This is a genomic window from Sphingomonas changnyeongensis (assembly GCF_009913435.1).
GTDB classification, from domain to species: Bacteria; Pseudomonadota; Alphaproteobacteria; order Sphingomonadales; family Sphingomonadaceae; genus Sphingomonas_B; species Sphingomonas_B changnyeongensis.
The window spans coordinates 278,495-305,405 of record NZ_CP047895.1 but is presented as its reverse complement, the minus strand read 5'-3'; the positions used below and the strand labels follow the sequence as shown (position 1 = coordinate 305,405).

The 26,911-nt window shown below is 69.2% G+C and carries 22 protein-coding genes and 1 tRNA gene; 14 read left to right on the top strand and 9 right to left on the bottom strand.

Translation table 11 applies throughout. From position 1 onward, the window contains the following. The first annotated feature begins 66 nt into the window (after nucleotides 1–66). On the top strand, nucleotides 67–480 hold the full coding sequence (locus tag GVO57_RS01490) for a magnesium transporter MgtE N-terminal domain-containing protein (protein WP_327785530.1): 414 nt from the start codon (nucleotides 67–69) through the stop codon (nucleotides 478–480). Between the two features lie 95 nt (nucleotides 481–575). On the opposite strand, the gene GVO57_RS01485 is transcribed toward GVO57_RS01490, so the two are convergent. Beyond that, a complete protein-coding gene (locus GVO57_RS01485; protein WP_160591273.1) occupies nucleotides 576–974 on the bottom strand; it encodes a flagellar basal body-associated FliL family protein in 399 nt (132 codons plus the stop codon). Between the two features lie 98 nt (nucleotides 975–1,072). On the opposite strand from GVO57_RS01485, the gene GVO57_RS01480 reads away from it, so the two are divergent. From GVO57_RS01480 to GVO57_RS01470, 3 genes are all read left to right on the top strand, one after another. Further along, nucleotides 1,073–1,300 carry a hypothetical protein gene (locus GVO57_RS01480; protein WP_160591272.1) on the top strand — a complete coding sequence of 76 codons (228 nt, stop codon included), beginning with the start codon at nucleotides 1,073–1,075 and terminating at the stop codon, nucleotides 1,298–1,300. Then, nucleotides 1,300–3,372: a tetratricopeptide repeat protein gene (locus GVO57_RS01475; RefSeq protein ID WP_160591271.1), complete on the top strand. Its 2,073-nt coding sequence runs from the start codon at nucleotides 1,300–1,302 to the stop codon at nucleotides 3,370–3,372. Before GVO57_RS01480 ends, GVO57_RS01475 begins: the two co-directional genes overlap by 1 nt. 107 nt (nucleotides 3,373–3,479) lie before the next feature. Continuing rightward, on the top strand, nucleotides 3,480–4,673 hold the full coding sequence (locus tag GVO57_RS01470) for an HD-GYP domain-containing protein (protein WP_160591269.1): 1,194 nt from the start codon (nucleotides 3,480–3,482) through the stop codon (nucleotides 4,671–4,673). Between the two features lie 166 nt (nucleotides 4,674–4,839). Here GVO57_RS01470 and GVO57_RS01465 read toward each other — a convergent pair whose 3' ends face one another. The 4 genes from GVO57_RS01465 to GVO57_RS01455 are packed head-to-tail and all read right to left on the bottom strand — an operon-like array spanning nucleotide 4,840 to nucleotide 9,154. Then, on the bottom strand, nucleotides 4,840–5,748 hold the full coding sequence (locus tag GVO57_RS01465; RefSeq protein WP_160591267.1) for a flagellin: 909 nt from the start codon (nucleotides 5,746–5,748) through the stop codon (nucleotides 4,840–4,842). An 11-nt stretch (nucleotides 5,749–5,759) separates the two neighbouring features. Then, nucleotides 5,760–7,502 carry a FlgK family flagellar hook-associated protein gene (locus tag GVO57_RS01460; RefSeq protein ID WP_327785563.1) on the bottom strand — a complete coding sequence of 581 codons (1,743 nt, stop codon included), beginning with the start codon at nucleotides 7,500–7,502 and terminating at the stop codon, nucleotides 5,760–5,762. Then, nucleotides 7,499–7,855: a flagellar basal body protein gene (locus tag GVO57_RS15330; protein WP_327785529.1), complete on the bottom strand. Its 357-nt coding sequence runs from the start codon at nucleotides 7,853–7,855 to the stop codon at nucleotides 7,499–7,501. The genes GVO57_RS01460 and GVO57_RS15330 overlap by 4 nt, the downstream gene beginning before the upstream one ends. A 57-nt stretch (nucleotides 7,856–7,912) precedes the next feature. Then, nucleotides 7,913–9,154 (bottom strand): flagellar hook protein FlgE, encoded by a 1,242-nt coding sequence (locus tag GVO57_RS01455; protein ID WP_233281592.1) that lies wholly within the window; start codon nucleotides 9,152–9,154, stop codon nucleotides 7,913–7,915. Nucleotides 9,155–9,440: 286 nt separating this feature from the next. Here GVO57_RS01455 and GVO57_RS01450 point away from each other — a divergent pair, with 286 nt between their 5' ends. From GVO57_RS01450 to GVO57_RS01425, 6 genes are all read left to right on the top strand, one after another. Beyond that, nucleotides 9,441–9,848 (top strand): flagellar biosynthesis repressor FlbT, encoded by a 408-nt coding sequence (locus GVO57_RS01450; RefSeq protein ID WP_160591263.1) that lies wholly within the window; start codon nucleotides 9,441–9,443, stop codon nucleotides 9,846–9,848. Between the two features lies 1 nt (nucleotide 9,849). Continuing rightward, complete coding sequence (fliI, locus tag GVO57_RS01445) at nucleotides 9,850–11,280, top strand: flagellar protein export ATPase FliI (RefSeq protein ID WP_407695697.1); 1,431 nt, start codon at nucleotides 9,850–9,852, stop codon at nucleotides 11,278–11,280. Continuing rightward, nucleotides 11,277–11,720, top strand: coding sequence for a hypothetical protein (locus tag GVO57_RS01440; protein WP_160591261.1), 444 nt, complete (start codon nucleotides 11,277–11,279; stop codon nucleotides 11,718–11,720). Before fliI ends, GVO57_RS01440 begins: the two co-directional genes overlap by 4 nt. Continuing rightward, entirely contained in the window at nucleotides 11,717–12,736 is a 1,020-nt protein-coding gene (locus GVO57_RS01435) for a peptidoglycan-binding protein (protein WP_160591259.1), read from the top strand. The genes GVO57_RS01440 and GVO57_RS01435 overlap by 4 nt, the downstream gene beginning before the upstream one ends. Before the next feature lie 601 nt (nucleotides 12,737–13,337). Beyond that, nucleotides 13,338–14,351 (top strand): sigma-70 family RNA polymerase sigma factor, encoded by a 1,014-nt coding sequence (locus GVO57_RS01430; protein ID WP_201752671.1) that lies wholly within the window; start codon nucleotides 13,338–13,340, stop codon nucleotides 14,349–14,351. A gap of 244 nt (nucleotides 14,352–14,595) precedes the next feature. After that, nucleotides 14,596–15,792 carry a helix-turn-helix domain-containing protein gene (locus GVO57_RS01425; protein ID WP_160591257.1) on the top strand — a complete coding sequence of 399 codons (1,197 nt, stop codon included), beginning with the start codon at nucleotides 14,596–14,598 and terminating at the stop codon, nucleotides 15,790–15,792. Nucleotides 15,793–15,801: 9 nt separating this feature from the next. On the opposite strand, the gene GVO57_RS01420 is transcribed toward GVO57_RS01425, so the two are convergent. The 4 genes from GVO57_RS01420 to GVO57_RS01405 form a co-directional block, all read right to left on the bottom strand. Further along, complete coding sequence (locus GVO57_RS01420) at nucleotides 15,802–17,511, bottom strand: methyl-accepting chemotaxis protein (RefSeq protein ID WP_160591255.1); 1,710 nt, start codon at nucleotides 17,509–17,511, stop codon at nucleotides 15,802–15,804. A gap of 204 nt (nucleotides 17,512–17,715) precedes the next feature. Beyond that, nucleotides 17,716–18,327 carry a response regulator transcription factor gene (locus tag GVO57_RS01415; protein WP_160591253.1) on the bottom strand — a complete coding sequence of 204 codons (612 nt, stop codon included), beginning with the start codon at nucleotides 18,325–18,327 and terminating at the stop codon, nucleotides 17,716–17,718. Then, complete coding sequence (locus tag GVO57_RS01410) at nucleotides 18,327–19,865, bottom strand: PAS domain-containing sensor histidine kinase (protein ID WP_160591250.1); 1,539 nt, start codon at nucleotides 19,863–19,865, stop codon at nucleotides 18,327–18,329. The genes GVO57_RS01415 and GVO57_RS01410 overlap by 1 nt, the downstream gene beginning before the upstream one ends. 228 nt (nucleotides 19,866–20,093) lie before the next feature. After that, on the bottom strand, nucleotides 20,094–22,883 hold the full coding sequence (locus GVO57_RS01405; protein WP_160591248.1) for an Ig-like domain-containing protein: 2,790 nt from the start codon (nucleotides 22,881–22,883) through the stop codon (nucleotides 20,094–20,096). Between the two features lie 259 nt (nucleotides 22,884–23,142). On the opposite strand from GVO57_RS01405, the gene GVO57_RS01400 reads away from it, so the two are divergent. The 4 genes from GVO57_RS01400 to GVO57_RS01385 all read left to right on the top strand — a co-directional run bounded on the left by GVO57_RS01400 (nucleotide 23,143) and on the right by GVO57_RS01385 (nucleotide 26,875). Next, complete coding sequence (locus GVO57_RS01400) at nucleotides 23,143–25,221, top strand: ATP-binding protein (protein ID WP_160591246.1); 2,079 nt, start codon at nucleotides 23,143–23,145, stop codon at nucleotides 25,219–25,221. Nucleotides 25,222–25,286: 65 nt separating this feature from the next. Further along, nucleotides 25,287–25,360, top strand: a tRNA-Gly gene (locus GVO57_RS01395). A gap of 223 nt (nucleotides 25,361–25,583) precedes the next feature. Further along, on the top strand, nucleotides 25,584–26,156 hold the full coding sequence (locus GVO57_RS01390; protein ID WP_160591244.1) for a hypothetical protein: 573 nt from the start codon (nucleotides 25,584–25,586) through the stop codon (nucleotides 26,154–26,156). Nucleotides 26,157–26,416: 260 nt separating this feature from the next. Beyond that, nucleotides 26,417–26,875, top strand: coding sequence for an EF-hand domain-containing protein (locus GVO57_RS01385; RefSeq protein ID WP_160591242.1), 459 nt, complete (start codon nucleotides 26,417–26,419; stop codon nucleotides 26,873–26,875). Nucleotides 26,876–26,911 lie beyond the last annotated feature (36 nt).

The following is a 26,911-nucleotide window of genomic DNA, read 5'->3' as shown; positions in this document are numbered from 1 at the left end:
GGCGCTCACCAACGCCATCGCCGCCGCCGGCCCGGCCCCGCGCCTGCCGAACAGACCCGGCTGGGCGTGTCGATCCAGCAGGACATGGCGGCGCGCGACCGTGCCGCCGCCCAGCGCAACCGCGCGCTCGACATGCGCGAACAGGCGGCGCGCGCCGCCGAGGCGCGGCTGAAGGCGGCCGGGGTCGGGGCCGAGGCGGCGCCGCCGGGGCGGCCCGGCGCTGCCGCCGCCGATCCCGCTGACGAACGCTACAGCGAACTGGCGCGAATCTATCAGGCGATGAAGCCCAAGGCGGCAGCGGTGGTGTTTGAACAGCTGGCGATGGACGTGCAGGTCGAGGTTGCGGAGCGGATGCGCGACCGGTCGACCGCCGCGATCCTGGCGGCGATGACGCCCAAGGGCGCGGCGGCGCTGTCGATGGCGATTGCCCGCCGTCAGGCCGCCCCGGCTGCGCCCGGCGCGCGCATGGCGGCGCGCTGATCGCGGTCGGGCGCGACCCCATCACCCACGAAAAAGGGGCGCTGCCGGTGTCGGCAGCGCCCCTTTTTCGTCATGACCAGGAGATCCCGCCCGGATCAGACCGGCTTGGCCGCGACGGCGGTGATCAGCACTTCGTGGATGGCCGGATTTTCCTTGCGCAGAGCAGCGGTCAGCTTCTTCGCCAGCTGGTCGCTGTTCACGGCCTGAAAGGGCGAGGCGTAAAGCCGCGCGAAATCCATCATCGTGGCAAAGGTCGCTGCGCGCAGGCGCGGCATCTGCGGACCCATTTCGCCGGCGCTCGCCGGGTCCTTGGCGCTCAGATAAAGATGCACGCGCAACTCGCCCTGCACATGATCGCCATCGACGATCGGCACGGCCATCGGCTCCAGCTTGACCAGCGCCAGCTCGGTCGGCGCCTTGTCATCGGCTTCGCCACCCGCCCCGCCGGCGGCAGTGGCACTGCCAAGCGCGGCCGCGGCCGCAAGCGTGAACATCAGTTTCTGCACTTTTACACCACGATCTGGGGAACGCGACCCGCCTTATACCGGCAGTTTCTCCTATAATAGATGCTGAAGATGATTAACGGTGGCGAATGGGTCAGGATCAGAAACCGGGCAAGCTTCGGGTCGTCGGCGGCGGGCGCACGCCCGCTGCGGCGCAGAGCAAGGCTGAAGAGCAGGCAGCCAAGGCGGAGACCGTCGCGCCGCCTGCACCTGCGCCAGCGCCGTCGCTGGTCATGCCGGTCATCCTGTTTCTGATTGCCTGTGCCGGTGGCGGTGCCGGGGTCGCCTGGCTGCGGTCGGCAGGGATGCTCGGCTGATGGCGCGGGTCATGCCCCTGCGCGCCGCCGCGCTGGCTGCGGCCGCCATGCTGGCCGCGCTCGCCCCGCTGCGGGACGCTCTGGCCGATACGCCGCGCCCGCCGGTCCAGCCGGCCGTCAACCCGCCTGCCAGGCCAGCAGCCACCGCGTCCACCGGGCCGACTCGTGCCGCCAAGGCCAAGGCCGATCAGGCGGTGGCGGCGGCGCGTGGCCCCGCAAAGACGCCTGCTCCCGCTCAGCCCGCGCCTGGGTCTGGCGCAGCGCCCGCCGCCGGGCCGTCCGCGACGGCCGTGCCGGCAACGGATGCCGCGCCGATGCCCGCGTCCGACCCGCAAATGCCGCCGCCCGGCCCGGCCCGCGCCGCACGGCTGCCGGGCTTTGCGCCCGTGCTGTCGGATTCGCCGCGAATCGACGGCCCCGCCAGCTGGCAGGGCAAGCCGGTCGACGACACGCTGGCGGCGCTGGCCGCGTCAACGCCGGCGCAGCGCCAGGCCGCGCGCTGGGACTATGCGATGAGCCTGTGGTCGGCCGGTCGCGTTCCCGAGGCGTCGGGCGTGCTCGAGGTGATGGCGCAGGACGATCCCGATCTGGTGCTGGTCGACAATTTCGATCTGGCGCGCGGGGTTGCGCTGACGGCGCTCGGCCGGTTTGACGAAGCGCTGACCCTGCTCGACCGGCCGGGTCTTGCCGGCAATGCGGAAGCCTGCGCGTGGCGCGCGCGCGCGCTGGCAGGCAGCGGCGCGCGGCTGCTGGCGCTGCGCCAGCTGCCCTGCGCGACCCCCGCGCTCGCCGCCCGCCGCCCGGCGGAGCGGATCCCGTTTCTGATCCCGGCGGCCGAGGCGGCACTGGTTCTGGGCGATCCGGCGGCGGCGCTGCGCATCCTCAAATACACGCCCGAGGCGGACCCGACGTCCAATCTCATCCGCGCCAAGGCGCATCAGGCGCTGGGCCAGCTGGCCGAAGCGGCACTGCTGTTCGGCCGCGTCGCGCAGAAGGGCAATCCAGCCGATCAATATGAGGCGCGCGTCGGAGAGATTGAGGTGGGCGTCAAGCGCCGCACCCTGCCGCCGGCCGAGGCGCTCAAGCGGCTCGAGGCGATGCGCTTTTCCTGGCGCGGCGGGGCGGCGGAGAAGCACGCGCTGCAACTGCGCTGGCAGCTGGCGCGGCAGGTGAAGGACGACCGCGCAGCCCTGTCGGCGGCGGGCACGCTGGTTCGCTATCACGATCTCGGCCCCGATCTGCCGCCGCTGATGCGCGAGGCGCAGACGATCCTCACCGGGCTGCTCGATCCCGGCAGCCGCGTGCCGCTCGATCAGGCGGCCGGGCTGTACTGGGATTATCGCGATCTCGGCCCCGGCGGTGCAGAGGGCGATCTGATGGTCGCGCGGCTGTCGGAACGGCTGCAGTCGGTCGGCCTGTATGAGCGCGCTGCCGAACTGCTCGAACACCAGCTGTTCGAACGCGCGCAGGACATTGCCCAGGGTCCGCTGTCGGTGCGCGTCGCCAAGCTGCACATCCTGTCCGGCCATCCCGATCGCGCGCTTGAGGTGATGAGCGCCACGTCCAAGACCGTCTATCCCGCGCCGATGCTGTGGGACCGGCAGCGCATGGAGGCGGTTGCGCTGCAGCTGCTCGGGCGCGGGCAGGAGGCGCTTGCGGTGTTGCAGGAGGTGCCCGACGCTACCGGTCTGCGTGCCGAGCTGCTGTGGAAACAGCGCAACTGGCAGGGGTTTCTCGATGCTGCAGGGCGTGAGGCCCCGGCCGCGCGCGGCGCGATGAGCGAGGTGCGCCAGGCGATGCTGCTGCGGCGCGCGATCGCGCTCGGCATGCTCGGCCGCGAGGCGGAGCTGGAGGCGCTGCGCACCCGCTATCAGCCGGCCTTTGCGACCTTGCCCACCGCGCGCGCGTTCGATCTGCTGACGCGCGGGGTGAACGAGCTTGATGCCGATGGCTTTGCCGAGGCGATGGCGGCGATGCCGGCGGCCAGCCCGGGCGGATCGCTTGCCGATCTGCTCGACGCGGCACCGGCTGCGGGACGCGGAGACAAGGCGCCGACCAAAGCTAGTGGCTGACGGTGGTGCCGGGGGTTGAAGGTGGGCGGATGAGCGGTCTTCAAGGAGTCGTTAAGCGTCTGCCCCTTATCCCATAATCGGAAGGAAGAATCATCTTGCTGCGCCGTGTGTCCCCCAAAGATCTCGAACTGGGCATGTATGTGCATCGCCTGGAAGGGTCTTGGCTGGACCATCCGTTCTGGCGCTCGCGCTTCCTGATTTCGTCGCCCGACACGCTCGACCTGTTGCGGCGCAGCCCGGTGCAGGCGGTGGTGATCGATGAAAGCCGCAGCAAGCGTCCGCCGGGGCGCCGCAAGCCGGCCGCGGCGCCGCGCCCCGCGCCGCGCACGCCGCCGCGCCCGCCCGGCGAGCGCACATCGCTGGTGCGCGAATATGAACGCGCCGCGCGGCTGGTGAACAAATCCAAGCGGCTGGTCGCCAACATGTTCGGCGAGGCACGGCTGGGCAAGGCCGTGAACAGCCAGGAAGTTTTCGTTCTGGTCGACGAGCTGGCGGCCTCGGTCGCACGCCGTCCCGATGCCTTTGTCAGCATCGCGCGGCTCAAGACCAAGCATGAATATACCTATATGCACTCGGTCGCGGTGTGCGGGCTGATGATCAACTTTGCCCGTCATCTCGGCCTGAGCGAGAGCGAGGTGCGCGAGGCTGGCTTTGCCGGGCTGCTGCACGATATCGGCAAGGCGGCGATGCCGCGCGCGATCCTGGACAAGCCCGGGCCGCTCGATCCGGCCGAGTTCCAGACGATGAAGACCCATCCCGAACGCGGCTTCGTGCTGCTGTCGGAAAGCAGCGACGTGCCCGAGGCGGCGCGCGATGTCTGCCTGCATCATCACGAACGCGTCGACGGCACCGGCTATCCCTACGGACTTGAAGGCCGGCGGCTGACCCAGTTCGCGCGCATGGGCGCGATCTGCGACGTCTATGACGCCATCACCTCCGACCGCGCCTATAAGCGCGCCTGGAACCCCGGCGAGGCGATCCAGCGGATGCGCAGCTGGCACGGCCATTTCGACGCCGGGCTGCTCGAGTCTTTTGTCGGCAGCATCGGCATCTATCCGGTCGGCGCGCTTGTCCGCCTCGAGTCGGGCAGCCTCGCGGTCGTTACCTCGGTCAATCCCGAAGATCCGACCCGTCCGCCGATCCTGCCGCTGCGATCGCTCGGCAATGGCCGCTGGGCGGCGGCCGACCACTCCCAGTCCTGCGACGAAGAGATTCTGGGCATCGAGCATCCCGAAGAGGTGAAGGTCACCAATTTCGAGGCATTGCGCGCGATCGCCCTGCGCATCGCCGCCGGTATCTGAGACCGGCGGCATTCCATTGTCCCGCGCCCCGGTCCGGGTTGCGCCAGTTTGCGGTGGTCCTGCCCGCACCTGCGGTTGCGCGCATGAAAAAAAGGGCGTCGCGGCTCCGTGCCGCGACGCCTTTTTTTGTTCACCCCTCCGGCGGCACTTGCCGCCCCGGCCGGGATCAGCGCAGGAAATTCACCAGGCTCAGCCCCGACAGCCGGGCAAAGGTCTGGTAGCTCGCCTCGAGCGTCGTGCGCCGCTGCACCAGTTCCGAAGCCACCTGGGACAGGTCTGCATCCTCGTTTTCCGAGATCAGCTCCTTGAGCAGCAGCGTGCGTTCCTCTGCGCGGGTTTCGAGCGTCTCGATCTGCGCCCGGCGGCGGCCATTTTCGCCATTGACGGTGCGCAGCGTCTTCAGCCCCTCGTCGAGCAGGGCGACGGCGTCGTTGAGCGCGTCCAGCTGCGCGGCGGTCGGCTGATTGTCGATCGTGCCGGCCTCGGCAATCGTGCGGAACGCCTCGAAGAAGCGCGCGCCAATCTCGTCGGCGACGATGCCATATTCGACATTCAGCCCGTCAGCGACGCGGGCCGCAGCCTTCACATTGTCGTTGGTGAAGGCATCGGCGGTCGACAGGCCGATCGTGTCGGCCAGCGACGCCGGCTGAAAGGGCGGCTGGTTGGTCTGGGAGCCCGCAAACAGCGGCAGCCCGCCTTCATCGGCGTTCATCGCATAGCGGAAGCGCTGGAACGCCTCCTCGATCGCTTCCTGCAGCCCGGTCGACTGGCCGGTCCCGACCGTCTTCAAAATGTCGTTGCGGACCTTGGTCAGCGATTCCTCGGCGCCGCCCAGATTGGCGTCGACAATGGCAAGCGTGGTGTTGAGCCGCTTGGCGACTGCGCCATGCGCCTCCTGCCGCGCGACGAGCGTGCGCGCCGACAGGTTGCGCACGGCCTCGACGCCCAGCGATGCGAAATCCTGGGCCTTTTTGCCGGTGGCCATCTGGATCTGGGTTTCGGCCAGCTTCTGCTGCGACTTGCCGATGGCGCCAAACAGGATGCGCTGATTGGGAATGGTGGCGACGCGGGTCATCGGTTTTCCTTTCAGCCGACCATGGCGATCAGGGTGTCGTACATTTCGGTCGCCGTGCTCATCACGCGCGCGGCGGCCGAATAGCTGTTCTGCAGGACGACAAGCTGTGACAGCTCCTCGTCGATGTTGACGCCGGAGAAATTGTCACGCCGGTTGACCGCATCCTCGCGGCGGGCGGTGGCGTCGACCAGCTGATCCTGTGCCTGGGCGGCGTCCATGCCCGCCCGGCCGAGCACCAGGCTGGCATAGCGTTCCATCGCGACGATGCGGTTGCGCCCGAGATCGACCGGCCGGGCCAGTTCATCGACAAAGGCGGTCGCGCCGCGATTGTCGCCGGCGCCGATCGCGGGCTGGCCGACCGTGGCCGCGAGGTTGAACCGCGCGAGCGGCAGGCGCTGGGCGGTTGCCAGCACGTCCGGCTTGACCTCCGCAAGATTGAGGCCGCTGTTATCGCCCGACAGGCCCATCAGCGAGGCGAAGGACCTGCCCGTGCCGAACCGGCTGGTCGAATCCGACGTGATGCTGACCGACGCGGTCGGGATCGCGGCATTGGGAGTGAACTGCATCCGCCCGCGCGCATCGAGCGCGAAACTGCCAAAGGCGCTCAGCGGACCGCCATTCAGAGCCGTGGTCAGATCGTTGAACGTGCCGCCGGTTGCCGGGGACAGCGTCTGGCGCGCGACGACGCGGCCATTGGGGTCGCGCACCAGCAGCTCGACCGTCTCGCCGGTCGTGAAGCCATGCGCGTCGGTGCCGATGAAGCCGGGCGGAACCAGCGTGCCGCGCGGGCTGGTGATGATATCGTTGAGGCCGAAAAACTGCGAAAAGCCGACACCGGCCCGGCTGCTCGGCTGCGCCGGATCCTGCGCGATCACCACGCCATTGCCGGGCGCGGCAGCGGTGATCGACAGCTGGCCATTGTTCCAGGTCGCGGTCGCGGCCCCGCCCAGCCCGGCATTGATCGCCGCAATCGCATCACCGATGGTCGCGCCGGCACCGAGTGTGCTGAAATCAACCGTGGTGCGCGCGACCAGATTGCCATTGGTCTGGGTGACGGCAAACACCGCCCGGCCGGTAAAGCCCAGCCGGTCGGTCAGCGCCATGCCGCTCTGCCGTCCTTCAAGCCGGTTGGGTGCGGGCACGGTCGTGCTGGCATTGGCGACGGCATTGAGCGTTTCGGCAAGGCCGCCGAACAGCGTGCCGACTTCCTCGCCAAAGGCGGGCAGCGCCCGGTCGCGCAGATCGATCAGCCCGCCCAGCTTGCCACCGATCGCGGGGCCGTCCAGACGCTCGCCGGTCAGCGGGCCCATGCTGCCATCTTCCTCGACGAAGCGGATGTCGATGGGCGGATAGACCGGCTGATCGACGCCGTCGCCGACCGGATAGGACAGCTGGCGCAGACGCTTGTCGACCAGCGCGACGCCGCCTGCGGTTTCGATGTTGAGCCGCCCGTCGGGCATTTCGCGCACCGTGACCTTGATCAGGCTGGCGAGTTCCTCGACCGCGGTCATGCGCAGATCGGTCGCCCCGCCGGTTGCGCGGCCCTGGGATGCGGCGCGCGACACGGTGTCGTTCAGGTCGGAGATGCGCCGCAGCAGGTTGTTGATCGTGTCGATCGTGTAGCCGACCTCGGATTCGACGTCGGTCTTGAGCACCGACACGTCGCGCGACACCTGCTGCATCGACACCAGCGCGTCCTGCACATTGGCGGTGAAGTTGCGCACCGTCTGTTCGGTCGAGGCCGAACCGGTCATCGCCACGGCTGCCGCGCCGATGGCGTCGAGCCGGGCGGGAAGGCCCGATTCATCCCCGGCGCGCCGAGCAGCGACTGAAGCCGGTTGAGATAATTGGCGACCACTTCCGACCGGCCGAAATCGCCCTGGCGCCGATAGACATTGGCCTCGAGGAAGCGGTCGGCGACACGCTCCGGCTCGCTGACCCGCACGCCGGTAATGCGGCCCGAGGTGACGCTGGTCGCCAGATTCACCCGCTCGCGGGCATAGCCGGGCGTGCTGACATTGGCGATGTTGTTCGAAGCCGCGCGCAGGCCCGCCTGCGCCGCGCCGAGGCCGGAAAGTGCGGAGCCGAGAATATCGTTCAGGGACACGGTGTTTCAGGCCTCTGGCTGTCGGGCGGGGGACGTGCGCGCGGATCGGGGGTCAGATCAGCGCTTCAGGTTGCTCAGTTCCTGCAGCATGTCGTCCACGGTCGTGATGATCTTGGACGACGCGCTGTAGGCGCGCTGGAAACGGATCATGTTGGTGAACTCCTGCGCCAGATCGACGTTCGACGCTTCAAGCGTGTTGGCCGCGATCGTCCCCGCGCCGAGCGCGCCGGGCGTGTTGATCGCCGCCGAACCCGAAGCGCCGGACACGGCGAAGGCGTTGCCGGTCAGCCGGTTCAGCCCGTCGGGGTTCTGGAAGGTGGCGATCGGCAGCTGGAACACCCGCCGGGCCGTGCCGTCCTCGAAGATCGCGCTGACCACGCCTTCCTTCGACACTTCGACCGAGGCGATGTTGCCGAGCAGGCCGCCATCGACCGACGAGGAGATCAGCGACGAGGTGGCCCCGAACTGGGTCAGGCCGTCGAGCCCGCCATTGCTGCCGAGCGCCAGGTTGATCGGCTGCGACCCCGCGCCGTTGGTCCAGCTGACCGACAGCGGCGCGAACAGCGCGGGCGTCGAGCCGGCAAGGTTGAGGCTGCCATCGGGGTTGAAGGCGACGGTGCCGCTGGCGAGCAGGCCGCCCGCCGCCGTCACGTCGCTCGCCGGCACCGCATAGATTTCGCTGCGCCAGGTGTTCGGGCCGGTCTTCAGATAGGCAAAGTTGATGCGGTGCGCGCTGCCCTGCGAATCGAACACGTCGAAGGCGCGCTGGAAATGCGGCGTCACCGTGCCTGCGGCCATGTTGCCCGCCGCATAGGTGCCGGCAAACGGCACCTGGTCCGACTGGAGATTGGCGCGGAACTGGACCCGCGTCGTCGGCGCCGCCGAACCGGTCAGCTCGCTCAGCCGCACCGGCTCAAGCGCGTTGGTGTTGCCGGTGTTGACGAACTGGCCCTGGGCGTCGAGCCGCCAGCCCTGCAGATAGAAGCCGCTGGTGTTGCGCATGAAGCCGTCAAGGTCGGGCTTGAACGATCCGGCGCGGGTGAAGGCGATGTCGGCATCGCGGTCCGAGCCGGTGCGCACGACGAAGAAGCCGGCCCCGTCAATGCCCAGATCGGTCTCGCTGGCCGACGCCTGGAGCAGGCCCTGCTTGGAGATCAGCGCCTGCGGTGCGGCGGCGACGCCGCCGGCCGAATAGCTGGAGCGCAGCCGGCCGTCGGTCACGAGCGTGCGGAACTCTGTCGTCACGCCTTTATAGCCGACGGTGTTGATGTTGGTGATGTTGTCGGCGACGGTTGCCATCGCGCTCGATTTGGCGCCGAGGCCGGACACGCCGGCATAAAGAGCGGAAAAGAGGCTCAAAAGAGGTCTCCTGGGACATGTCGGGCGCTCGTCGCCCGCCTGCATTCACCATTATAGGAGGGGGGTGGGGGCGACCAAAATGCGGTTGCCACGGCTTTTTTCCCGGGCCGTGCCGGCCGGGTGCGGGGCGGCAAATTCCGCCGGGCCTAGGCAAATATTGCCGCACATGCCGCCGTTCGCCCCATGTTCGTCCTATAGGAGAGGGGACAGACTGAAGGATTGCAGCATGACCCTCCGCATTTCACTCCGGCCCGGCGAAAAGGTGATCGTGAACGGCGCGGTGTTGAGCGCGGTCGGCCGCACCGAGCTGGCCGTCGAATCCAAGGCGGCGATCCTGCGCGGGCGCGAGATCATGAGCCCGGCCGAGGCCGATACCCCGGCCCGCCTGCTCTATTTCCACACGATGATGGCCTATATCGATGCCGAAAGCAGCGAGGCGCACCAGGACCGGATCATCGAGGCGCTGCGCAATGTGTCGGCGCTGCTCAGGACGCCTGAGGCCAGCGTCGCGACGATGAGTTTCGCGCGCAACGTCGCGGCCATGCAATATTATCGTGCGCTCGGCGATTGCCGCCAGCTGATGCGGCTGGAGGACGAGCTGCTGGCCGACGCGCAGCCGGAACAGGCGGCCTGACATGCTGCGCGACCTGTCGGCGCTGGCCCAGTCGGTCGCCACGCTCGATCCCGATCTGCGTTTCGGCAAGGTCGTCGGCGTGCGCGGCGCGCTGATCGAGGTGGCCGGGCTGGCCGGGGCCGCGCGCATCGGGTCGCGGCTGTCGATTGCCGGTGCCGACGGGCTGGTCGAGGCCGAAGTGACCGGCCTGGATCATGACATCGCCCATTGCCTGTCGTTCCGCGACCCGCAGGGCATTGCCTCGGGCGCGCGCGCCGATCTGGTCGCCGGCCAGTTCGTGCTCCGCCCGTCGACCGCCTGGCTCGGCCGCATGGTCGACGGGCTGGGGCGGCCGATTGACGGCCGCCCGGCGCCGATTGCGGGAGCCGAGGCGCGGCCGATCAAGGCGATGCCGCCCGCCGCCGCCGAACGCGCGCGGGTGGGGGCGAAGATCGAAACCGGGGTGCGCGCGCTCGACGTGTTCGCGCCTTTGTGCGCGGGCCAGCGGCTGGGGCTGTTCGCCGGTTCGGGCGTCGGCAAGTCGGTGCTGCTGTCGATGCTGGCGCGCTGGACGGCGTGCGATGTCGCGGTGATCGGCCTGATCGGCGAGCGCGGCCGCGAGGTGCAGGAATTTGTCGAGGATGATCTGGGACCGGAGGGTCTGGCGCGCAGCGTCGTCGTCGTCGCGACATCGGACGAACCGGCGCTGATGCGCCGTCAGGCGGCGTGGACCACCCTCGCCATCGCCGAATATTTCCGCGACCAGGGGCTGCACGTGCTGTGCCTGATGGATTCGGTCACCCGCTTTGCGATGGCGCAGCGCGAGATCGGGCTGGCGAGCGGCGAGCCGCCGGCGACCAAGGGCTATACGCCGACCGTGTTTGCCGAACTGCCGCGCCTGCTCGAACGCGCCGGCCCGGGGCGGCCGGGCCAGGGATCGATCACCGGCCTGTTCACCGTGCTGGTCGATGGCGACGATCACAATGAACCGGTGGCCGATGCCGTGCGCGGCATTCTGGACGGCCATGTCGTGATGAGCCGGCGGATCGCCGAGCGCGGCCGCTATCCGGCCATCGACGTGCTGAAATCGGTCAGCCGCACCTTGCCCCATGCGCACAGCCCGGCGGAAAACGCCGCGCGGATCGAGGCGCGGCGGCTGATGTCGCTTTATCAGGACATGGAGGACATGGTCCGGCTGGGCGCGTACAAGGCCGGCGCCAGCCCCGAGGTCGATCAGGCGATCGCACTGGCCCCGGCGATCGAGGCGCTGATCAATCAGGGCAAGGATGATCGCGGATGGGCCGGCGCGACCTTTGCCGCGCTGGGCGAGATCATCGGCACCGCCGACGCGGACGCCGAAGAGGACGCGGCGCAGGGCGCGGACTGGGCGGGGGCGGATGGCGCGCCTGATCCGGCCGGCCAGCCCGATGACCTGATGCGCGAGGCGGCATGAAGACGCCTTATCACGCCGCGCTCACCATCCAGCAGCGCACGGTTGACCAGATCAAGGTCGAAATCAGCGTGGCGCTTGAGACCGCAGACCGGCTGCACCGCCGCACGACCGAGGTGCAGGCCGCGATCCAGGCCGAGCACCGTGTGGCGGCCGCGGACTGGCGCCTGCCCGAGAACCGTTACTTCCTGCGGATGCGCGACGAACGCGCGCGGCTGGCCGCCGACCGCGCCGCCGCCGACCGGCAGCTCGATCAGCTGCGCGCCCGTGCGCGCGAGGCCTATGGGTCACTGAAGGCCGTGGAGAGCGCCGCCGACAAGTTTGCGGCGACGATGCGTCAGGCCGCCGCCGCCGCCGAACAGGCGGAGGATGATGACCGCGCCGCCGCCGGGCTGCTGCGCGTCGCCCGCGCCCGGCGCGCGGCCCGGCAACGCCGGCCATGATCGTCCGCCCCGATCTGAAGGCACTCGCCCCGGCCGAGCGGGCGGCGTTCATCTATGCGAGCGCCAAGAGCGAGATGACCAGCCGGCTGTGGCGCGCCGCGCTCGGCAGCGGGGACCGCGATGGCGAGGGGCAGGCGGGGGCGAGCACGCTTGCCAGTGCCGGCGGGTTCGATCTCGATTCGCTGATCGATGCGCTGTCGGCGGGCCTGCCCGAGGCCGCCGGGCGCGCGCGGGGGCCCCAGCAGCTGCTGCCTGAAAACTTTGCCGCGCCGGTGCCGCAGCCGGTTGCCGGGCCGGTGCCCGATCGCGCCCCCGGCCGCGCCGATTCCGGCACCGCCGATGCCGATGGCCGCCGCAGCGCGGCCGCGCCGTCCGGCCTTGGCCCCAATGCGCGCCATGCCGCCGCCATCGACTCTGCCGCTGCCCGCACCGGCCTGCCCGCGCCCGCGCTCGCTGCGATCATCGATGCGGAGGCCGCGAAGAAGCGCGACGGCAGCTGGAACACCCACAGCCGCAATCCCCGGTCGAGTGCGGCCGGGCTCGGCCAGTTTCTGGCCGGCACCTGGGAAGGCGAGGCGGAGCGCCCCGGCACCTGGCTCAACCGCGCCGCGCATGAACGCGGCTGGCTGGACGAGGGCGGGCGCGTCGTCGCCGCGGCGCGCTCGGACCTGCTGGCGCTGCGCTATGATGCGCGCGCCGCGATCGAGGCAACCGCCGATTATGCGCGCCGCAACCTCGACCGGCTGCAGGCAGCCGGGGTGCGGATCGGTGATGGCATGGCCGAAATCGCCCGCGCCGCCTATCTCGGCCACCATCTGGGCGCGGGCGATGCGGTCAGGTTCCTGAGCATGGGCGGGCTGCCCGCGGCGCGGGCGGAAAAGCTGCTGGTCGCCCAGATTGGCGGCGGCGCTGCGGCTGCGCGCATCGCCGAGGCCGGCCAGGCGACCGCCGCGCACCGCGACTGGCTGCTCGGCTTTGTCGACCGTCATATCGATCCCGCGCGCTTCGCGGGCTGATCCGATCGCCCGACCGGACCGGGGCCGGGCAAGCAGCAACGCGCCGCAACCGCCGGTTGCCGACGCGGCTGACTGCTGATTTCGGCCGCAAAACGCCGTCCGGCGGTTCGTCCGCTCTATAACGGAAAAGAAACCGGTGCGGGGAGCGATCGGGTGGATGCATCGCGCATGACTGTCGGGGACGTCCGGGCTTGGCCGTGTGTGCACCGCGCGCCGGGCGTCCGGGGGCGGACGTTCGCGTTAACATCCGCTGCATTTCTGAACGGATCGCGGGCGCCGCACCGCCGCCACGCGCCGGAGTCGGGCCTGTTTTCGCCCCGATCCGGGCACTGGCCGGTGCTGGATCGCGCCTTGTTTGCGGAGAGCCGCGCCGCTGCCCGGATCCGCAGGCGCTTTCGCCAGGATGCTGAAAAAACGCTTTTTATCAGCTCGTTCTGACCGGCGAGATGCACCCGGCAGGGCCATTCCGAGCGGCATGATTATAGGATAGGTAATTCTCCGTAACCATATTCTGGGAGGTCGTTAAAGGATAGCTGCGATCAATGCCCTCGTCACGCCGCCGGGACAGCCCGAGCGGATTGGAATGGGGGTTCCAAATCTCATGTCGAAGACGACCATCGCGCTCGAAGAAGCTGTTGCCATCGTTCTGGAAAACACGCCCAAGGGCGAAGAGCGGCAGACCGCTCGCCAGCGCGCCAATGTCGACCGCGCGTTCATGCGCATCCTGAAGCTGATCGCGCCGCGCATCCGCCATTTCATCCGCCAGTACGGGCTGACCGCGCACTGGGACGATGCCGAACAGTGCTGCGCGATTGCCGTGCACCGCGCCATCCAGGCCTATGAGCCGGAAAAGGCGCAGTTCACCACCTTCGTGAACTGGCAGATCCGCGGCGAGCTGCAGAGCCTGCGCTTCCGCCTGATGACCGACCAGCGGCCGTCGGCCAAGAAGGTCGAGGCGACGACGATTTCGCTCCATGCCTCCGCGACCGGTGCCGAGGGCGAGGAAACCACGCTGGAAGCAATCATCGTCGACGAAGAGGCGCTGGCGCTGACCGAATCCGCCGCGTCGGACTATCTGGCCCGCGCCGCAACGGCGAGCCTGCTCGACGAGTTTGTCCGGTCCGGCCGCGCCGCCGGCATCGAGCAGCTGCGCCGTCAGCAGCCCAAGCGGGCGCTCGCCAAGGCGCGCAGCGAAGGGCCGCGGTTCAAGAACGCGCTGGCAGGCATCGACCCGACCGAAGTCGCCAAGCTCGACCAGAAGCTGGCCCGCGACCGCGAGATCCTTGAGCGCCGCGTGTTCGGTGACGGCAGCGACGAACTGGATGTCGATGCCGGCATCACCAAGGAGCGCGTCCGCCAGATCAGCAAGCGCGCCACCCGCACCATCGCCGATCTGGCCGCGCAGCAGCCGCGTTTCCGCCTGATGGCCGAATATGGCTCGGTGGGTGCGCCGGCCAAGCGCGCGCCGCGCACCGCCGCCCAGCCGCTGCTGCCCGATCCCAATGCGCCGCACAATCTGGCGCTGCGCGTCCGTGCTGTTGATGCGATCGGCGATCTGGGCGGCACGCTGCCGCCCCGGCCCGCTGGCCCGGCGTCGGTCGGCATCGCGGCCTGACCGTTCCTCTCATCCCATCCGCCGGGCTGACCGCCCGCCGCCCCGGACCCATCCCCGCATCTCCCGCGGGGATGGGACCTGTCATTCCAGGCCCGGATTGTCCGCAATGTTGACCGGGACCCGCCGCCGGACCGCATGGTCGGGCGGTGTTGCAAAATCGGACACAGTTTCCCCGGCACGATCCTAGACGCCAGCCTGTCATAAATATAGGTTCGCAAGCCAATAAAAGGGGGGATTGGCTGGCATGCGGCGGGACGAGAGTGCGTCCGGGGGCGGGGCGGAGCCCTGCGCGATCCGGGTCGATCCGCACCGCCTTGTCGTTTTCCCCAATCGTATCCGCGATTTGCGGCGCACCCATGGCCAGTCGAAGCTGCTCGCGCTGTCCGCGCGGCTGCCGGCCATTCCCTATATCCGCCTGTCCAAGATCGAACGCGGGGAAGTGGTCGCGCGCGCGGATGAACTGCGCGCCATCGCCGCTGCGATCGGCGTCGAGGCGGTCGATCTGCTGATCGATATCGATGCACCGGATTTCGACATCGCCCGCTGGGCAGAGCCGTTTCAGGATGGCGGTGCGTTCGATGCCGCGGAGGAGGGGTTTGCGGTCAAGCTTGCCGCCGCCGTGCGCACGCGCCGCGCCGGGGACCGTGCGCTGACCGTGGCCGTGCTCGACCGCGATTACGGGATCGCGCCCGTGATCCTGTCGCGGATCGAAAACGCCCACAAGACGCTTGATCGCTGGAACGCCGCCACGGTCGGCGCGCTGTGCCGGTTGATGACGGTGCGCGACGAGGGCGAGCTGCGCGCCCTGGTCGAGGCCCAGTATCGCGCGGGCGCGCTCGATGCCGCGCTGGTCGGCTTCGGGGATCCCGAGGCACGGCGTGCACGCATGCGCGCGCGGATTGCAGCACTTGTCGCTGAACTGGGCGGCGCTGCGGCACCCGGCCCCTATGCTGGCGGAAATGGCGGTTCGACCGCAGGCACGGACCGCATCCCGGCCTCTCCCGAACCGCATGTTCGGCGGCGCGCCATTGCCCCGCCGCCGCTTCCCGCGCCGCCACCGCCGTCATTCGCCACGATTCGGCTGGTGCCGGTGTTCGGGGCGCCGCGTGCCGACGGGCTGATCGATCCGGTGATCGTCCCCGGCGCGCTGGTCGAAGCGCCGCGCCATGCCGGGCCGCGCGCCTTTGGCCTCAGGGCATGCCGCCCCTCGCTGGGCGCAGGTTTGCCCGGCCACGGCGTGTTGATCGTCGATCCCGATGCCTATCCGTTCGGGGCGGGGCTGGCCGTGCTGCGCGAGGATGACGGCTATCGCCTTCTGCAGACCAGCTATGATCTGGCCGGGGCGATGCGGGGCCACAGCCTCAATCCACCGCTCGATCTGGCGCTTGACGGCACCGATCCTGCCCGGCTGGCGGCGGTGCTTGCCGTGATCTTTCCCTGACCCGCCGGATCAGAAGCTCGTCCAGTCGTCGCCGCCACCGTCATTGCCGGAGTCGGGCCTGCGCAGCGCTGCGATCGCATCGCTGGGCAGCTGCTTGATCGGCGCGCCGAAATCACCGGGGCGCGGGGTGGCCGGTGATGGCCGGTGCGCCGGGCGCGGCTGGGCTTCGGCGGCGGCCGGCCGGGGGCGGGACGATGCTTCGGCTGCCGGGCCGCCGGCACCGCCATGGGTGCGGAAGCGCGCGGCCTGGGTGGCGAGCGAGTCGATTTCCGAGGTCAGGTTGCGCGCGGCGGCCGAGGTCTGCTCGACCATCGCGGCGTTCTGCTGGGTCGCCTGATCCATCGCGCCGATCGCAGCGTTGATTTCGGTGATGGCGGATGCCTGGGACTGGTTGTCGGTCGCGATCTCGCTCAGCAGGCCGAACACGGCGGTCACGTCGGTCGAGATGTTGGCAAGCGCATTGTCCACCCGCTCGACCGCGCCGACGGCGGTGCCGATATCGGTCTGGGTGACGGTCAGCTGGTCACGCGCGCGCTTCGCCTCCTCCTCGGCGCGCATCGCGAGCGCGGAGACGAGATCGGCGACGACGGCAAAGCCGCGTCCCGCCTCGCCCGCGCGGCCCGCTTCGACCGCCGCGTTCATCGCCAGAACGCGGGTCTGGAAGGCGATCTTGTCGAGGCCTTCGATCACGCTGTCGATGCCCTTGGCGCTGTCGGCGACGCGGGTCATCGCCTGCACCGCCTCGTCGGCGACCGCGCGGCCATCGCCCACGGTGGCCAGCGTCTGGTCGGCACGCTTGACCGTGCGCTCGGCGGCCCCGGCGGTGGCCTTCAGCCGGTCGTCCATCCGCGCGATGCCGGCGGCGGTCTGCTCAAGGCTGGCGGCGTTGCTTTCCGTCCGCCGGGCGAGATTTTCGGAGGCCTGGCTGATGTCGTTGGCTTCACGCCGGATCGCGCGGATCGTCTCGGCCAGCGACCCGACCAGCTGTTCAAGGCTGGCGAGCGCGCCGTTGAAATCGGTGCGGATGCGCGCATAGGCACCCGGGAAATCGCGATCGAGCGTTGCGGTCAGATCGCCCTCACGCAGCGCCGCCAGCCCCTGCTGCAGCGAGACAAGGATGGTCTCCTGATGCGCGGCTTCCTGTTCGCGCTGCGCTGCTGCCTCGCGCTCGATGGCGGCGCGCTTGGTGTTTTCCTCGCCGACATGGGCGACCAGCCGGGTCAGCTGTTCGGCCGTCATCACCAGAAAGCCGGTTTCGACGAGCAGGATCACAGCATGGAGCAGCACGCGCATCACCCCGCCGCCGCCGGCAAACACCCAGCCCGGCATCGCCATGCCGAGCACCAGATGATGCACGGCGACAACCAGTGTCGCGGCGATGATCGTCCGCCAGTCGCACAGCATCGCGGTGGTCGCGAGCACGGCGAAGAACAGCATGTGGATGTCGGTCTGCCACGCATAGCCTTCAAAGACATAGAGCAGCAGCGCGGGATAGACGGGGGCGGTCAGGCCAAGCGCGATCCGGGTCTGGTCGTCGGTCCGGCCGGCCTGGGCGGCCAGTAGCGGATAGATGGCCAGCGCGACGGCAAGCAGGGCGGCGATCCATTTGCCGCCGATGGCCAGCGCCGCCCCGGCGGTGATCAGCGTGAGCAGCAGGATCAGCCCTGTCAGCGTTTTCACGCCCATCAGGCGGATGGTTTCAAGGTCGATTTTCTGCATGGCCGTGACGATCCCGCTCCGTATCCGGCCGGGCCGACGGCATGTTGACCGCTGCGCGCCATGGCATGGCGGGGCCGCGCCATCGCCCGGACGCACCTCCGCTCATTATAGAACGGCATCGGATCGGCGGTTCGCACGGCGCGCAGATTCCGGCCGCCATGGGGGGAAGGGGCGCGCGGCGGCCCGCCCCGCCGCGCGCCTCGTTCAGTCCTGCGGGAACAGCCCGGCGGCGAAGGCGATCTTGAGCGCTTCGGACAGGCTGCGCACCTTGAGCTTGGCCATCAGATTGGCGCGGTAGATCTCGACCGTGCGCGGGCTGATCTGCAGGTCATGGGCGATGACCTTGTTGGCATGGCCTTCGATCAGGCCCTTGAGCACGTCAGTCTCGCGCGCCGACAGCTGGCTGACCAGCTGGCGGGCCTGTTCGACCCGCGCGGCGGCGGCGCTTTCCTGCTCCAGCTTTTCGAATGCGCCTTCCATCACCTCGGTCAGCGCCTGGTAGTTATAGGGCTTTTCGAGGAAATCGAACGCGCCCGCCTTCATCGACTTGGTCGCGACCTCGATGCTGCCCTGGCCGGTCAGGATGATCGCCAGAAAGCGTTGCTGGTCGCGGATCGCGCGCAGCACATCAAAGCCCGAGGATCCGGGCATGTTCATGTCGAGCAGCAGCACACCGGGATCCAGCTCGTCCGCGCCGCCCAGAAAGGCGTCGCCCGAGGCGAAGCTGCGGATCACGACATCCGAGCGCAGGCTGAGCAGCCGGTGCAGCGAAATGCGGAGTTCGTCATCGTCATCGATGATGTAGATCGAACGCATCAAGGGTCGGGATCTCCGTCTTGTTCTTCGAGCGCCGGCACGGTGAACCGGAAGCAGGCGCCGCCTTCTGCGCGGTTTTCCGCCCAGATGCGCCCGCCATGCGCCTCGACGATCCTGCGACTGATCGTCAAGCCAACCCCCATGCCGCCTCCCCCCTTTGTGGAGCGGAAAGGCTGGTATAGCCGGTCAACCACGTCTTCGGAAATACCCGGGCCGGTGTCGATCACGCTGATCTCGACCATATCGCCGGCCTTGCCCGCCTTGACGAGGATGTTGCGATTGTCCGGCCCCACCTGTTGCAGCGCGTCGATCGCGTTGCGCATCAGGTTGACGATCACCTGCTGCACCTGAACGCGGTCGGCCATCATGAAGGTCGCCTGGCGGTCAAAGGCCAGATTGACGCGCACATCATATTGCGCGCGCCCGACAAAGACGAGGTTCACCGCATCGCGCACCGTTTCCTCGACCGGTTCGATGCGGATATCGACTTCGCCGCGCGTCACGAACTTGCGGATGCGGCGGATGATCGTGCCTGCACGGATCGCCTGCTTGACCGCCGCTTCGATCATCTCCACCGGGCGCGGATCGCTGAGCGTTTCCCGGCCCAGCAGCAGTCGCGCGGCTTCCAGATAGTTGGACAAAGCGGCGAGCGGCTGGTTCAGTTCATGGGCGATGTCGGCCGCCATTTCCCCCATGGCATTGACGCGCATCGCATGCGCAAGCTCGTCATTGAGCGTGCGCAGCCTTTCCTCCGCTGCCAGCCGTTCGGAGATGTCGCGCATCGACACCGCGTAAAGCGGCTCGTCGCCGGCAGAGACGGTTTCGACCCGGACCTCGATCGGGATTTCGCGCCCGTCGGCATGGCGGCCGCGCATGATCAGCGGCGGCGCGGGCTGGCCGCGATTGCCCGAGCGCACGAACCGGCCAAAGGCCAGCTCGTCCGCGCCCAGCACCTCGCGCGGGGCGAGCATCGACAGATTCTGGCCCATCGCCTGTTCGGCGCTGTAGCCAAAGGCCTGTTCGGCCGAGCGGTTGAAGCTTTCGATCGTGCCCGATTTGTCGACGATCAGCATCGCGTCGGGAACCGCGTTCAGCAGCGCGCGCAGCTGCGACCGGCGGGTGGCGACGCGCCCCTGGCTCAGCCCGGTCAGGTCGGTGTTGCGCCCGAACAGCCGCGCGATGCACCCGTCATCGCCGTAAAGGCAGCGGGCGACGCCGCGCATGATCCGGTATTCGCCGCCGCGCATCTGCAGCCGGTAGACGATATCGATCTTGGCGAGCCGCGCGGCCTCGGCGGTCGTGACCAGTTTGCGGACATGGCCAACGTCTTCCGGATGGATCAGTCGGATGAACTGGCTGAGATTGGCGACCGTCCCGGACGGGTAGCCCAGGCTCTCTTCGGTGCCCGACGACAGCCGGATGCACCGCGACCGCAGATCGATGTCGAACGTCCCGAAGCCCGCTGTCGTGACGGCCTCGGCCAGCGTTTCCTCGATGATCCGGCGCTCGTCCCGGGCCGCGCCGTTCGCCTCCGCCATTCACAGCCCTCTTGCGTCTCTCAAGGCCGTTATGGCCCCGGTGGCCCGGTTTATCCCGCCGCAGACTCTCTGACTGCTGCCGAAATGACCGTGCGTCTCCCGCCCTTTAATAGGTTAAAGTGACACGAAAAGCGGCGTTCGCCTATAACAATGTTGCACATCGCAGGCGGGGTAGGCCGGATCTGGGGCCGCACCGCCCGGTGCGGCCCCAGACTGTGGAGGCCCGGCTCAGGCCAGCTGGAACCATTCCTGGCCGAGCGCGAACATGTGCCGCTCCGGGCCATGGCCGAACAACGCGCTCCCCTGATCGAACGACGGGGCCAGCCCGGCAGGCTGGTTGTCGAATGCCAGTTCGCGCGCGAAGATCGTCTCGGCGGTGGGCCCGAGCTGGAACAGTGCCAGCAGCGGGTTGTGGTCGGTCGACAGCTGGACGCCCGCGGGCAGATCGGCATTGATCTGCACCGCGTCGAACTGCGCGCCCGCCAGCAGGTTCGACGTGGCGACGATATGGTCGAGCGCCTGGTTGTTGCCCTCGAACACATAGGAATAGCGCTCTTCCTCCGGGAGCAGCGCGGTCGCCATGTCCTGCATCAGCCCGCCATTGGTCAGCGACTTGATGGCGTTTTCCCAGACAAAGCCGTTGAAATCGCCGAGCACGGCGATCTTGGCCGCCGGGTCGGCCGCAACCTTGGCATCGATCCAGCTGCGCACCGCCGCCATCTGGGCGGTGCGGGCGGCATCGCCGGCATCGGCCGGCGGCTGCTTCGCCCCGAACAGCGGGTCGGACCCGCCGCGCGAGGTCGAGTGGACGTTGACCAAAGTCAGCGTTTCGCCGTTGAACTCAAAGCTGGCGACGAGCGGCCGGCGGGTGCCGCTGTAGATCGGATCGTTGATCAGCTGCAGCGAGCCGGCGACCAAAGTGACCCGCGACGGATCGTAGAAGAAGCCGTTGCGGATATTGCCATTGGGTTCGCCGCCGGTCGAGTTCGCCGCCGAGGGCGCGATTTCGGCATAGGCATATTCCGGCCCGCCCATGTCGAGGATCGCCTGGATCAGCGCCTGCGCCGTCGGCACGCCCGACAGGTTGCTGCCGGTGCCTGCGCCGTCGCCGTCCTGGATTTCCTGCGCGGCGATGATGTCGGGCGCATTGAGGTTGAAAACGATGTCGGAGGCGAGCGAGTAGATCTTGTCCGCGCTGTCGACCGCCGACAGGTTTTCCATATTGTAGGTCGCAACCGACACCCGGTCGATCCGCTCCTGCAGGTTGGTCGTCTCACGAACCAGCTCGACATCCTCGGTCACCGCGACCGCTTCGGTCACCAGCAGCTCATAGGACTGGAAGGAATAGCTGATGATGCCGCTGACATCGCTCAGCCGGTCGCCGACCGTGTAGAGGTCGTTGAAGCCGGCGAACAGGCCATTGTCATTGTCGAGCTGCAGCCGCTCGGGATTGTAATCGCCCTCGCTGATCGTGATGCCGCCGCGCTCGGACACGCCGGTCGCGCCCGCGCCGCCGCTCGCCACGACATAGGTTTCGCCGAAGCTGTTGGTGTTCGACACGACGAGCGGCTTGTCGATCGTGACATACATGCCCTCGAGCGACTCGTAGAAATCGATGCCGTCGGTCGTCGGATCATAGGAGGTCAGCCCGTCATCATCGATGACCTCGGTCGGCGCCTGGCGGCCGCCCTGGCCGATCAGCACCGTCTCGAACGCCGCCGTGCCCAGCTTGGTGAAGCTCGGCGACACCAGCTGGGTGATCGTCAGGTTGCGCGCGTCATTGCCCGGACGGAATTCGGTGACGGTCGCCCGCACCTCGATCAGGTCGCCGCGCGCCACGCCGGTCGGCGCCGAGCCGGTGAGCACGAAAATCCCGTCCGACGTGCGGTCGTCGCCGTCCGAAGCCCCGATCGCCGACTGGATGTAGAAGCCGTTGGTGTCGATCGCGGTGACGACGCCCTGGGTGAGCACCTGGGTGTTCACGAACCCGCTCTGATGGCCAAGGCCCTGGATCTCGCCGATCGTCACCGCCTGCGTGCCGAGCGTCGTGAAGTCGAGCGCGCCCTGCGGCAGGCCCGCAAAGGCGTTGCCGGCCAGATCGGCGAGCACGCCCGCGGGTGCAGTCAGCGTATAGGTGCGCCCGCCGATCAGATCGGCGATCGGGTTGATCGTCACCGTATTGCCGCTGATCGTCACCTGCGGGTCGGTGACGGCGATCACGCGCACGTCATTGCCGCTCGCAAGCGTGAAGCTGCCCTGGCCGGCCTGCACGGCCTCGCTGAACCGCAGCACGATATTGGCCGCCGGGTCGACGGCGACTGCGCCGTCATCGGGATCCGACGGGTCGAACCCGGCAAGGGTCGGCGGGGTCAGGTCGGGGCCGCCGGCGACGCTCGACACCACGATGTCATCGATGCCGATCGTCTCGTCATTGCCCGCCGCATTGGTGGTGATGACGCGGATCTGCAGGTCGGCGGCATTGTTCGCGCCCGCCGGCAGGGTGACGTCGATCGCGGTCACCAGCGTCGCGCTGTTCGCCTGGGTGGCGTCGGCGATATAGGCGATGTTCGACCAGCTGCCATTGCCGGTGCGCCACTGCACGGCGACCTGCTGGATCGCATTGTCGGCGGTCGCGTCGAGGTCGCGGATGTTCGCCTGAAAGCGGATATTCTCGCGTCCGGTGGCATCCAGATAGACCACGATCGACGGCGCATCGGCGGTGCCCGATCCGTTGAGCGCGATGGTCGGATTGGCGATGCCGTCAAACTCGAGCACGCCGCCCGACAGGTTGCCCGCGCTCGGGTTGCTCTGATTGGCGACCACATTGACCACCACTTCCGACGTCGTGGGGGCGGTGATGGTGCGCGGGTCGACCCCGGTCGCGGTCACGATGTCGTCGCCGCGATAGCCCATGATGCTCGGCACGCCCGACCAGTCATTGGCGGCGGTGATCAGCCCGGCATTGCTCCAATCCTGGCGAAAATCGCCCGATGCCAGCACGTGGCGCACAGTGGTCATGATTCCCCCTTTTTCGAAAAAAGCTTCCAGCCCCAGAACCCCATCACGGTTACAGTGATGTTAAGATTTGTTAAGAAAATCTTGTGCGGCCGGGTTGTGCCAAAATGGGCCGTGCCGGTGCCGGCAGTACCGGGGCCGGCCCCCGATCGGGTCCGGAACCGGCGCAAAATAGGGGATTATCCGCACTGTCGCCGGTCACCCCCGGGGCGCATGATGGGCATTGGCCCCTCAGACGGGCGGTGGGAGATTTGGGACAGGCATGCGGCGGGCACCCGGCGCGGAGGATGAGGCGGGCGGCGGCCACGCCGTGACGGCGGGCCGAAAGGCCGTGCTGGCGGGCGCGCGAATCGCATGGCCGGGCGAAGGTGGCCGGCTGGTGCTGTCGGCCGGGCTGTGCGCGCTTGTCGGCCTGCCCGCGATCGAACGCGGCATCGGGCGGGTGGCCGCCCTGCGCGCCATTCACCCCGGTGACCGTGCGTTCGTGCGCGCGGCGCTGACCGATTCGGGTTCGCCCGGCCGCACGGCGCTGGCCCTGCTGTTCCGCATCCGTGGCGCATCCGGCTGGGTGTGGGTGCATGGCCGGATCGTGCGCGGCCCGCGCGGCGGCCGGGCGGGTGCCGTCCATTATCTGCTGAGCGACCATGATGTCCGCGCGCCTGGCCGTCGCGCTGCCGATCTGCTTGGCCGGATCAGGCTGGCGATCGCGACCGCCGCTGCGCCGCACGAGGCGCTCGACCGGGCAGCGGAGCTGATCGGCCGCTATCTGGACGCCGGCCAGGTCGGGGTCGCCCATGTCGATGCGCAGGGCGCATATGCGCGGATCGAGCGCGGCTGGAATGACGGCACGATTTTCCTGGTGCGCGGATCATGGCGGATGGATGATTTCGGGCCGGAGTTCATCGCCGAGATGCGCGCCGGCCGCATGGCGGCCATCCCCGATCTTGCACGCGATCCGCGCACCAGCCGCCCCGATTACCTTGCCCAGTTCCAGGCGCTGGGCGTCGGCGCGATCGTCACCGTGCCGTTCATGGACGGGGAAAGGCTGGTCAACTTCCTGTTCGTCCATGCCAGCGGCCCGCGCGACTGGACGGCGCTGCAACTGGCGACCGCGCAGAAGGCCTGCGCGCTGCTGGCCGATGCCGTGCGCTTTGCCCGCTGGACCGCCGATCTGGAGGCGCGCGAGGCGCGCTTCGCCATCGCGGCGGGCAGTGTCGGCATGGTGGTGTGGGAATGGGATGTCGCCGCCGGCCGCCTGCATCATTCCGGCCATCTCGACTGCCTGCTGGGCCTGCCGCCGGGAACGATCCGCGAGCCCGACGATGTGCTGGGTCTGATCCACCCCCAGGATCTGAGCGCGCTCGAGCTCAACATTGTCGACGCCCTGGCCGGGACGGGTCCGGAAGCGTTCGACACGGTCATGCGCGTCGGCGTTGCAGATGCCGAGCGCTGGATCCGCGTGTTCGGCGCGGTCACCGCGCGCAGCGGCGCCGGGCAGGGCATCCGCGCGCACGGCTTCGCGGTCGACGTCACCGCCGCCCATCAGCTCGAGGCGCGGCTGGCCGCGACCGAGGACCGGCTGCAAAAGGCATCGCGCCTGTCGGCCATGGGCGTGTTCGCCGCCACGCTCGCGCATGAACTCAACCAGCCGCTGACCGCGCTCGCCAACCATCTGTCGATCCTCGCCGCGCTCGCCGCCGGCCAGGACCGGCCGGGCGAGACGATGCGCCAGTCGGTGCTGCTGGCCCAGAATCAGACGCGCCGGGCCTCCGACATTATCCGGCGGATGCGCAAGCTGGTGACCGGCGGCGGGCGCGAGACCGTCTGCTGCCCGCTGCGCGACATTGTCGATGCGGCGGTGCGCGGCAATGAGGACCGCATCCGCAAGCAGCGCATTCTGCTCGACATCGAGTTTGCCGATCCCGACCTGTCGATCGATGTCGATCCGATCCAGATCGAGCAGGTCGTCTACAATCTCGTACGCAACGCCTGCGAGGCGGTGTCCGCCGTCACCCGCCCGCGCATCCGCATCCGCGCGGCAACCGACGGCGAGACGATGTCGCTGACCGTGGCGGACAACGGCCCGGGCGTCGCCCCGGCGATCGCCGCGCGGCTGTTCGAGCCGCTGGCGACCAGCAAGCCCGAGGGGATGGGCCTCGGCCTGTCGATCTGCCGTTCGATCCTCGAGGCGCATAATGGCCGCATCAGCCTGCTCGACAGTGCCGAGGGCGCGGCCTTCCGCATCGCCCTGCCGGTCGCGGCCTGCTGCGCGCCGGCCCCGGCATCCTGCCGCGCCGAACGGGCCGGTGCGCAGGCCTTGCTGCTCGGCAAGGACGATTGACGGAACCCGGCAGGCATGGCAGTCGCGCACCCGACAGGCCGGGTGCCCGGTGCACCCTGTCCCGGGCGGGTATAGCTCAATGGTAGAGCACTAGCCTTCCAAGCTTGTGATACGGGTTCGATCCCCGTTACCCGCTCCATTTTTCCGGCCTGCTCCGGCCTCCTTATCGTCCCGCCAGCCCGTTCCCGCCTCCGCTTTGCTCGGGATCGGATGCGATGATCATTGCCGCATCGCGGTGCCGTGGCTTAGCTCCGGTGCCTGCTCGATCTCATCGTTCGGGAACCGGGATGAAGCTGCCTCTCGCCTCCGCTGTCTGCTGCCTGTCGCTTGGTCTGTTGTCCGCGCCGGTGGCTGGCCGGGCGGTGCCGACGGACACCCCGGCGGGCATCGACCCGGTCTCCGCGTCAGCCGGGGCGCGGGCCGCGCTGCGCGCCCGCGCGGTCTTTTCCTGTTCGGATGACCGTCTGTTCGGCCGGGTCGGGCAGGATCGCCTGTGCCTGCCGGCGGCGCTGGCCCCCGTGCTCGGCGGCGATGATGGCGAGGTTGCGGTTATCGCGCTCGCGCTTGCCTATCATGCGCGCCACCGCCCGGCGCCCGCCCCGCCGCCGCTGGTGGCTGCGGCGGGCGAGCTGTTGTCATCTGCCGTGGCAGAGCAAGTGCGCGCGCGGGACGATGCGCTGCCGGAGCGCGTTGCTGAACGGTTCCGCCTGCCGTCGCCGCCCGCCGGGCGGGGGGAAAGCGCGCCGCCCCTATGGGTGATGGACGGCTTGGCACGGGCGCGGACTGCGGGCGTTTGCGCGGCCGATCTGGCGCTGACGCTGCGCCGGATCGGCGATGATGCCCGCCTGCCGCCGGGCTTGCGGGCCGAGGCGCGGGCGACACGCCGGGCGCTTGGCATGTTCGGGTGGAGCGCAGCCGCCGGCGCCGCCTGCTGAACTCGGTCGCCGATCCCGGCCGCGATGGCGTCGCCGCGCGACATTTTGCGACAATGCAGGCCCGGTGGCGCGATAGGCTTGCGAAGGATTGATGCGATCACTGCGTTCATCAGGCCGGGCCGGGTGGTCCGGTGCCGATTGTCGCGGGAGTTTGTCGCCATGTCGCTCGCTCTGTTGCTGTCCGCCCTTGGGGCCTTTGCCGTCACCGGGGCATCGCCCTTGCCGCCGCCGCGCCGCCGGTCGCCGCTGGTGAGGCCGCTGTGCAGGAGCCGGGTTGGGCCGGTGGCGATCTCAGCCGTGCCGCCGTCGAGGCGCGCATTTCCAGCCGGTTCGCGCGGATGGACGCCGATGGCGACGGGCGGCTGACCCCGGCCGACCGCGCGGCGCGGCGGGCGGCGCTCGCCGGGCTGATGTTCGACCGGCTGGATGCCGACCGTGACGGCAGCATCAGCCGCGCCGAATGGGCGGCCGCCGAGGCCCGGCGGGGTGATGGCATGCCGGCCGGTCGCCGGATGCAGCCCCGCGCGATGAACGCTGGCCGGGGCGGCCGGGGCATGGCGCTGCTGGCCGGGGCAGACCGCGACCGCGACGGCGCGGTGACCGAGGCGGAACTGCGCGCGCATCTGCTTGCCCGGTTCGACCGCGCCGATGCCGACGGCAATGGCGTGGTGACGGCGGCGGAACGTGCGGCTGCCCGCGCCGCGCGCCGGGGCGGCTGACCGGCGTCTCCAGCGTTCCGATCCGCGGCATTTTCC

Excerpts from the sequence above, each read along its gene's own strand:
- GVO57_RS01485 (WP_160591273.1), bottom strand. The coding sequence starts at position 974 with ATGTTCACGCTTGCGGCCGCGGCCGCGCTTGGCAGTGCCACTGCCGCC.
- GVO57_RS01480 (WP_160591272.1), top strand. The coding sequence starts at position 1,073 with ATGGGTCAGGATCAGAAACCGGGCAAGCTTCGGGTCGTCGGCGGCGGG.
- GVO57_RS01475 (WP_160591271.1), top strand. The coding sequence starts at position 1,300 with ATGGCGCGGGTCATGCCCCTGCGCGCCGCCGCGCTGGCTGCGGCCGCC.
- GVO57_RS01465 (WP_160591267.1), bottom strand. The coding sequence starts at position 5,748 with ATGACCCGCGTCGCCACCATTCCCAATCAGCGCATCCTGTTTGGCGCC.
- GVO57_RS01460 (WP_327785563.1), bottom strand. The coding sequence starts at position 7,502 with ATGACCGGTTCGGCCTCGACCGAACAGACGGTGCGCAACTTCACCGCC.
- GVO57_RS01455 (WP_233281592.1), bottom strand. The coding sequence starts at position 9,154 with ATGGCAACCGTCGCCGACAACATCACCAACATCAACACCGTCGGCTAT.
- GVO57_RS01450 (WP_160591263.1), top strand. The coding sequence starts at position 9,441 with ATGACCCTCCGCATTTCACTCCGGCCCGGCGAAAAGGTGATCGTGAAC.
- fliI (WP_407695697.1), top strand. The coding sequence starts at position 9,850 with ATGCTGCGCGACCTGTCGGCGCTGGCCCAGTCGGTCGCCACGCTCGAT.
- GVO57_RS01440 (WP_160591261.1), top strand. The coding sequence starts at position 11,277 with ATGAAGACGCCTTATCACGCCGCGCTCACCATCCAGCAGCGCACGGTT.
- GVO57_RS01435 (WP_160591259.1), top strand. The coding sequence starts at position 11,717 with ATGATCGTCCGCCCCGATCTGAAGGCACTCGCCCCGGCCGAGCGGGCG.
- GVO57_RS01430 (WP_201752671.1), top strand. The coding sequence starts at position 13,338 with ATGTCGAAGACGACCATCGCGCTCGAAGAAGCTGTTGCCATCGTTCTG.
- GVO57_RS01425 (WP_160591257.1), top strand. The coding sequence starts at position 14,596 with ATGCGGCGGGACGAGAGTGCGTCCGGGGGCGGGGCGGAGCCCTGCGCG.
- GVO57_RS01420 (WP_160591255.1), bottom strand. The coding sequence starts at position 17,511 with ATGCAGAAAATCGACCTTGAAACCATCCGCCTGATGGGCGTGAAAACG.
- GVO57_RS01415 (WP_160591253.1), bottom strand. The coding sequence starts at position 18,327 with ATGCGTTCGATCTACATCATCGATGACGATGACGAACTCCGCATTTCG.
- GVO57_RS01410 (WP_160591250.1), bottom strand. The coding sequence starts at position 19,865 with ATGGCGGAGGCGAACGGCGCGGCCCGGGACGAGCGCCGGATCATCGAG.
- GVO57_RS01405 (WP_160591248.1), bottom strand. The coding sequence starts at position 22,883 with ATGACCACTGTGCGCCACGTGCTGGCATCGGGCGATTTTCGCCAGGAT.
- GVO57_RS01400 (WP_160591246.1), top strand. The coding sequence starts at position 23,143 with ATGCGGCGGGCACCCGGCGCGGAGGATGAGGCGGGCGGCGGCCACGCC.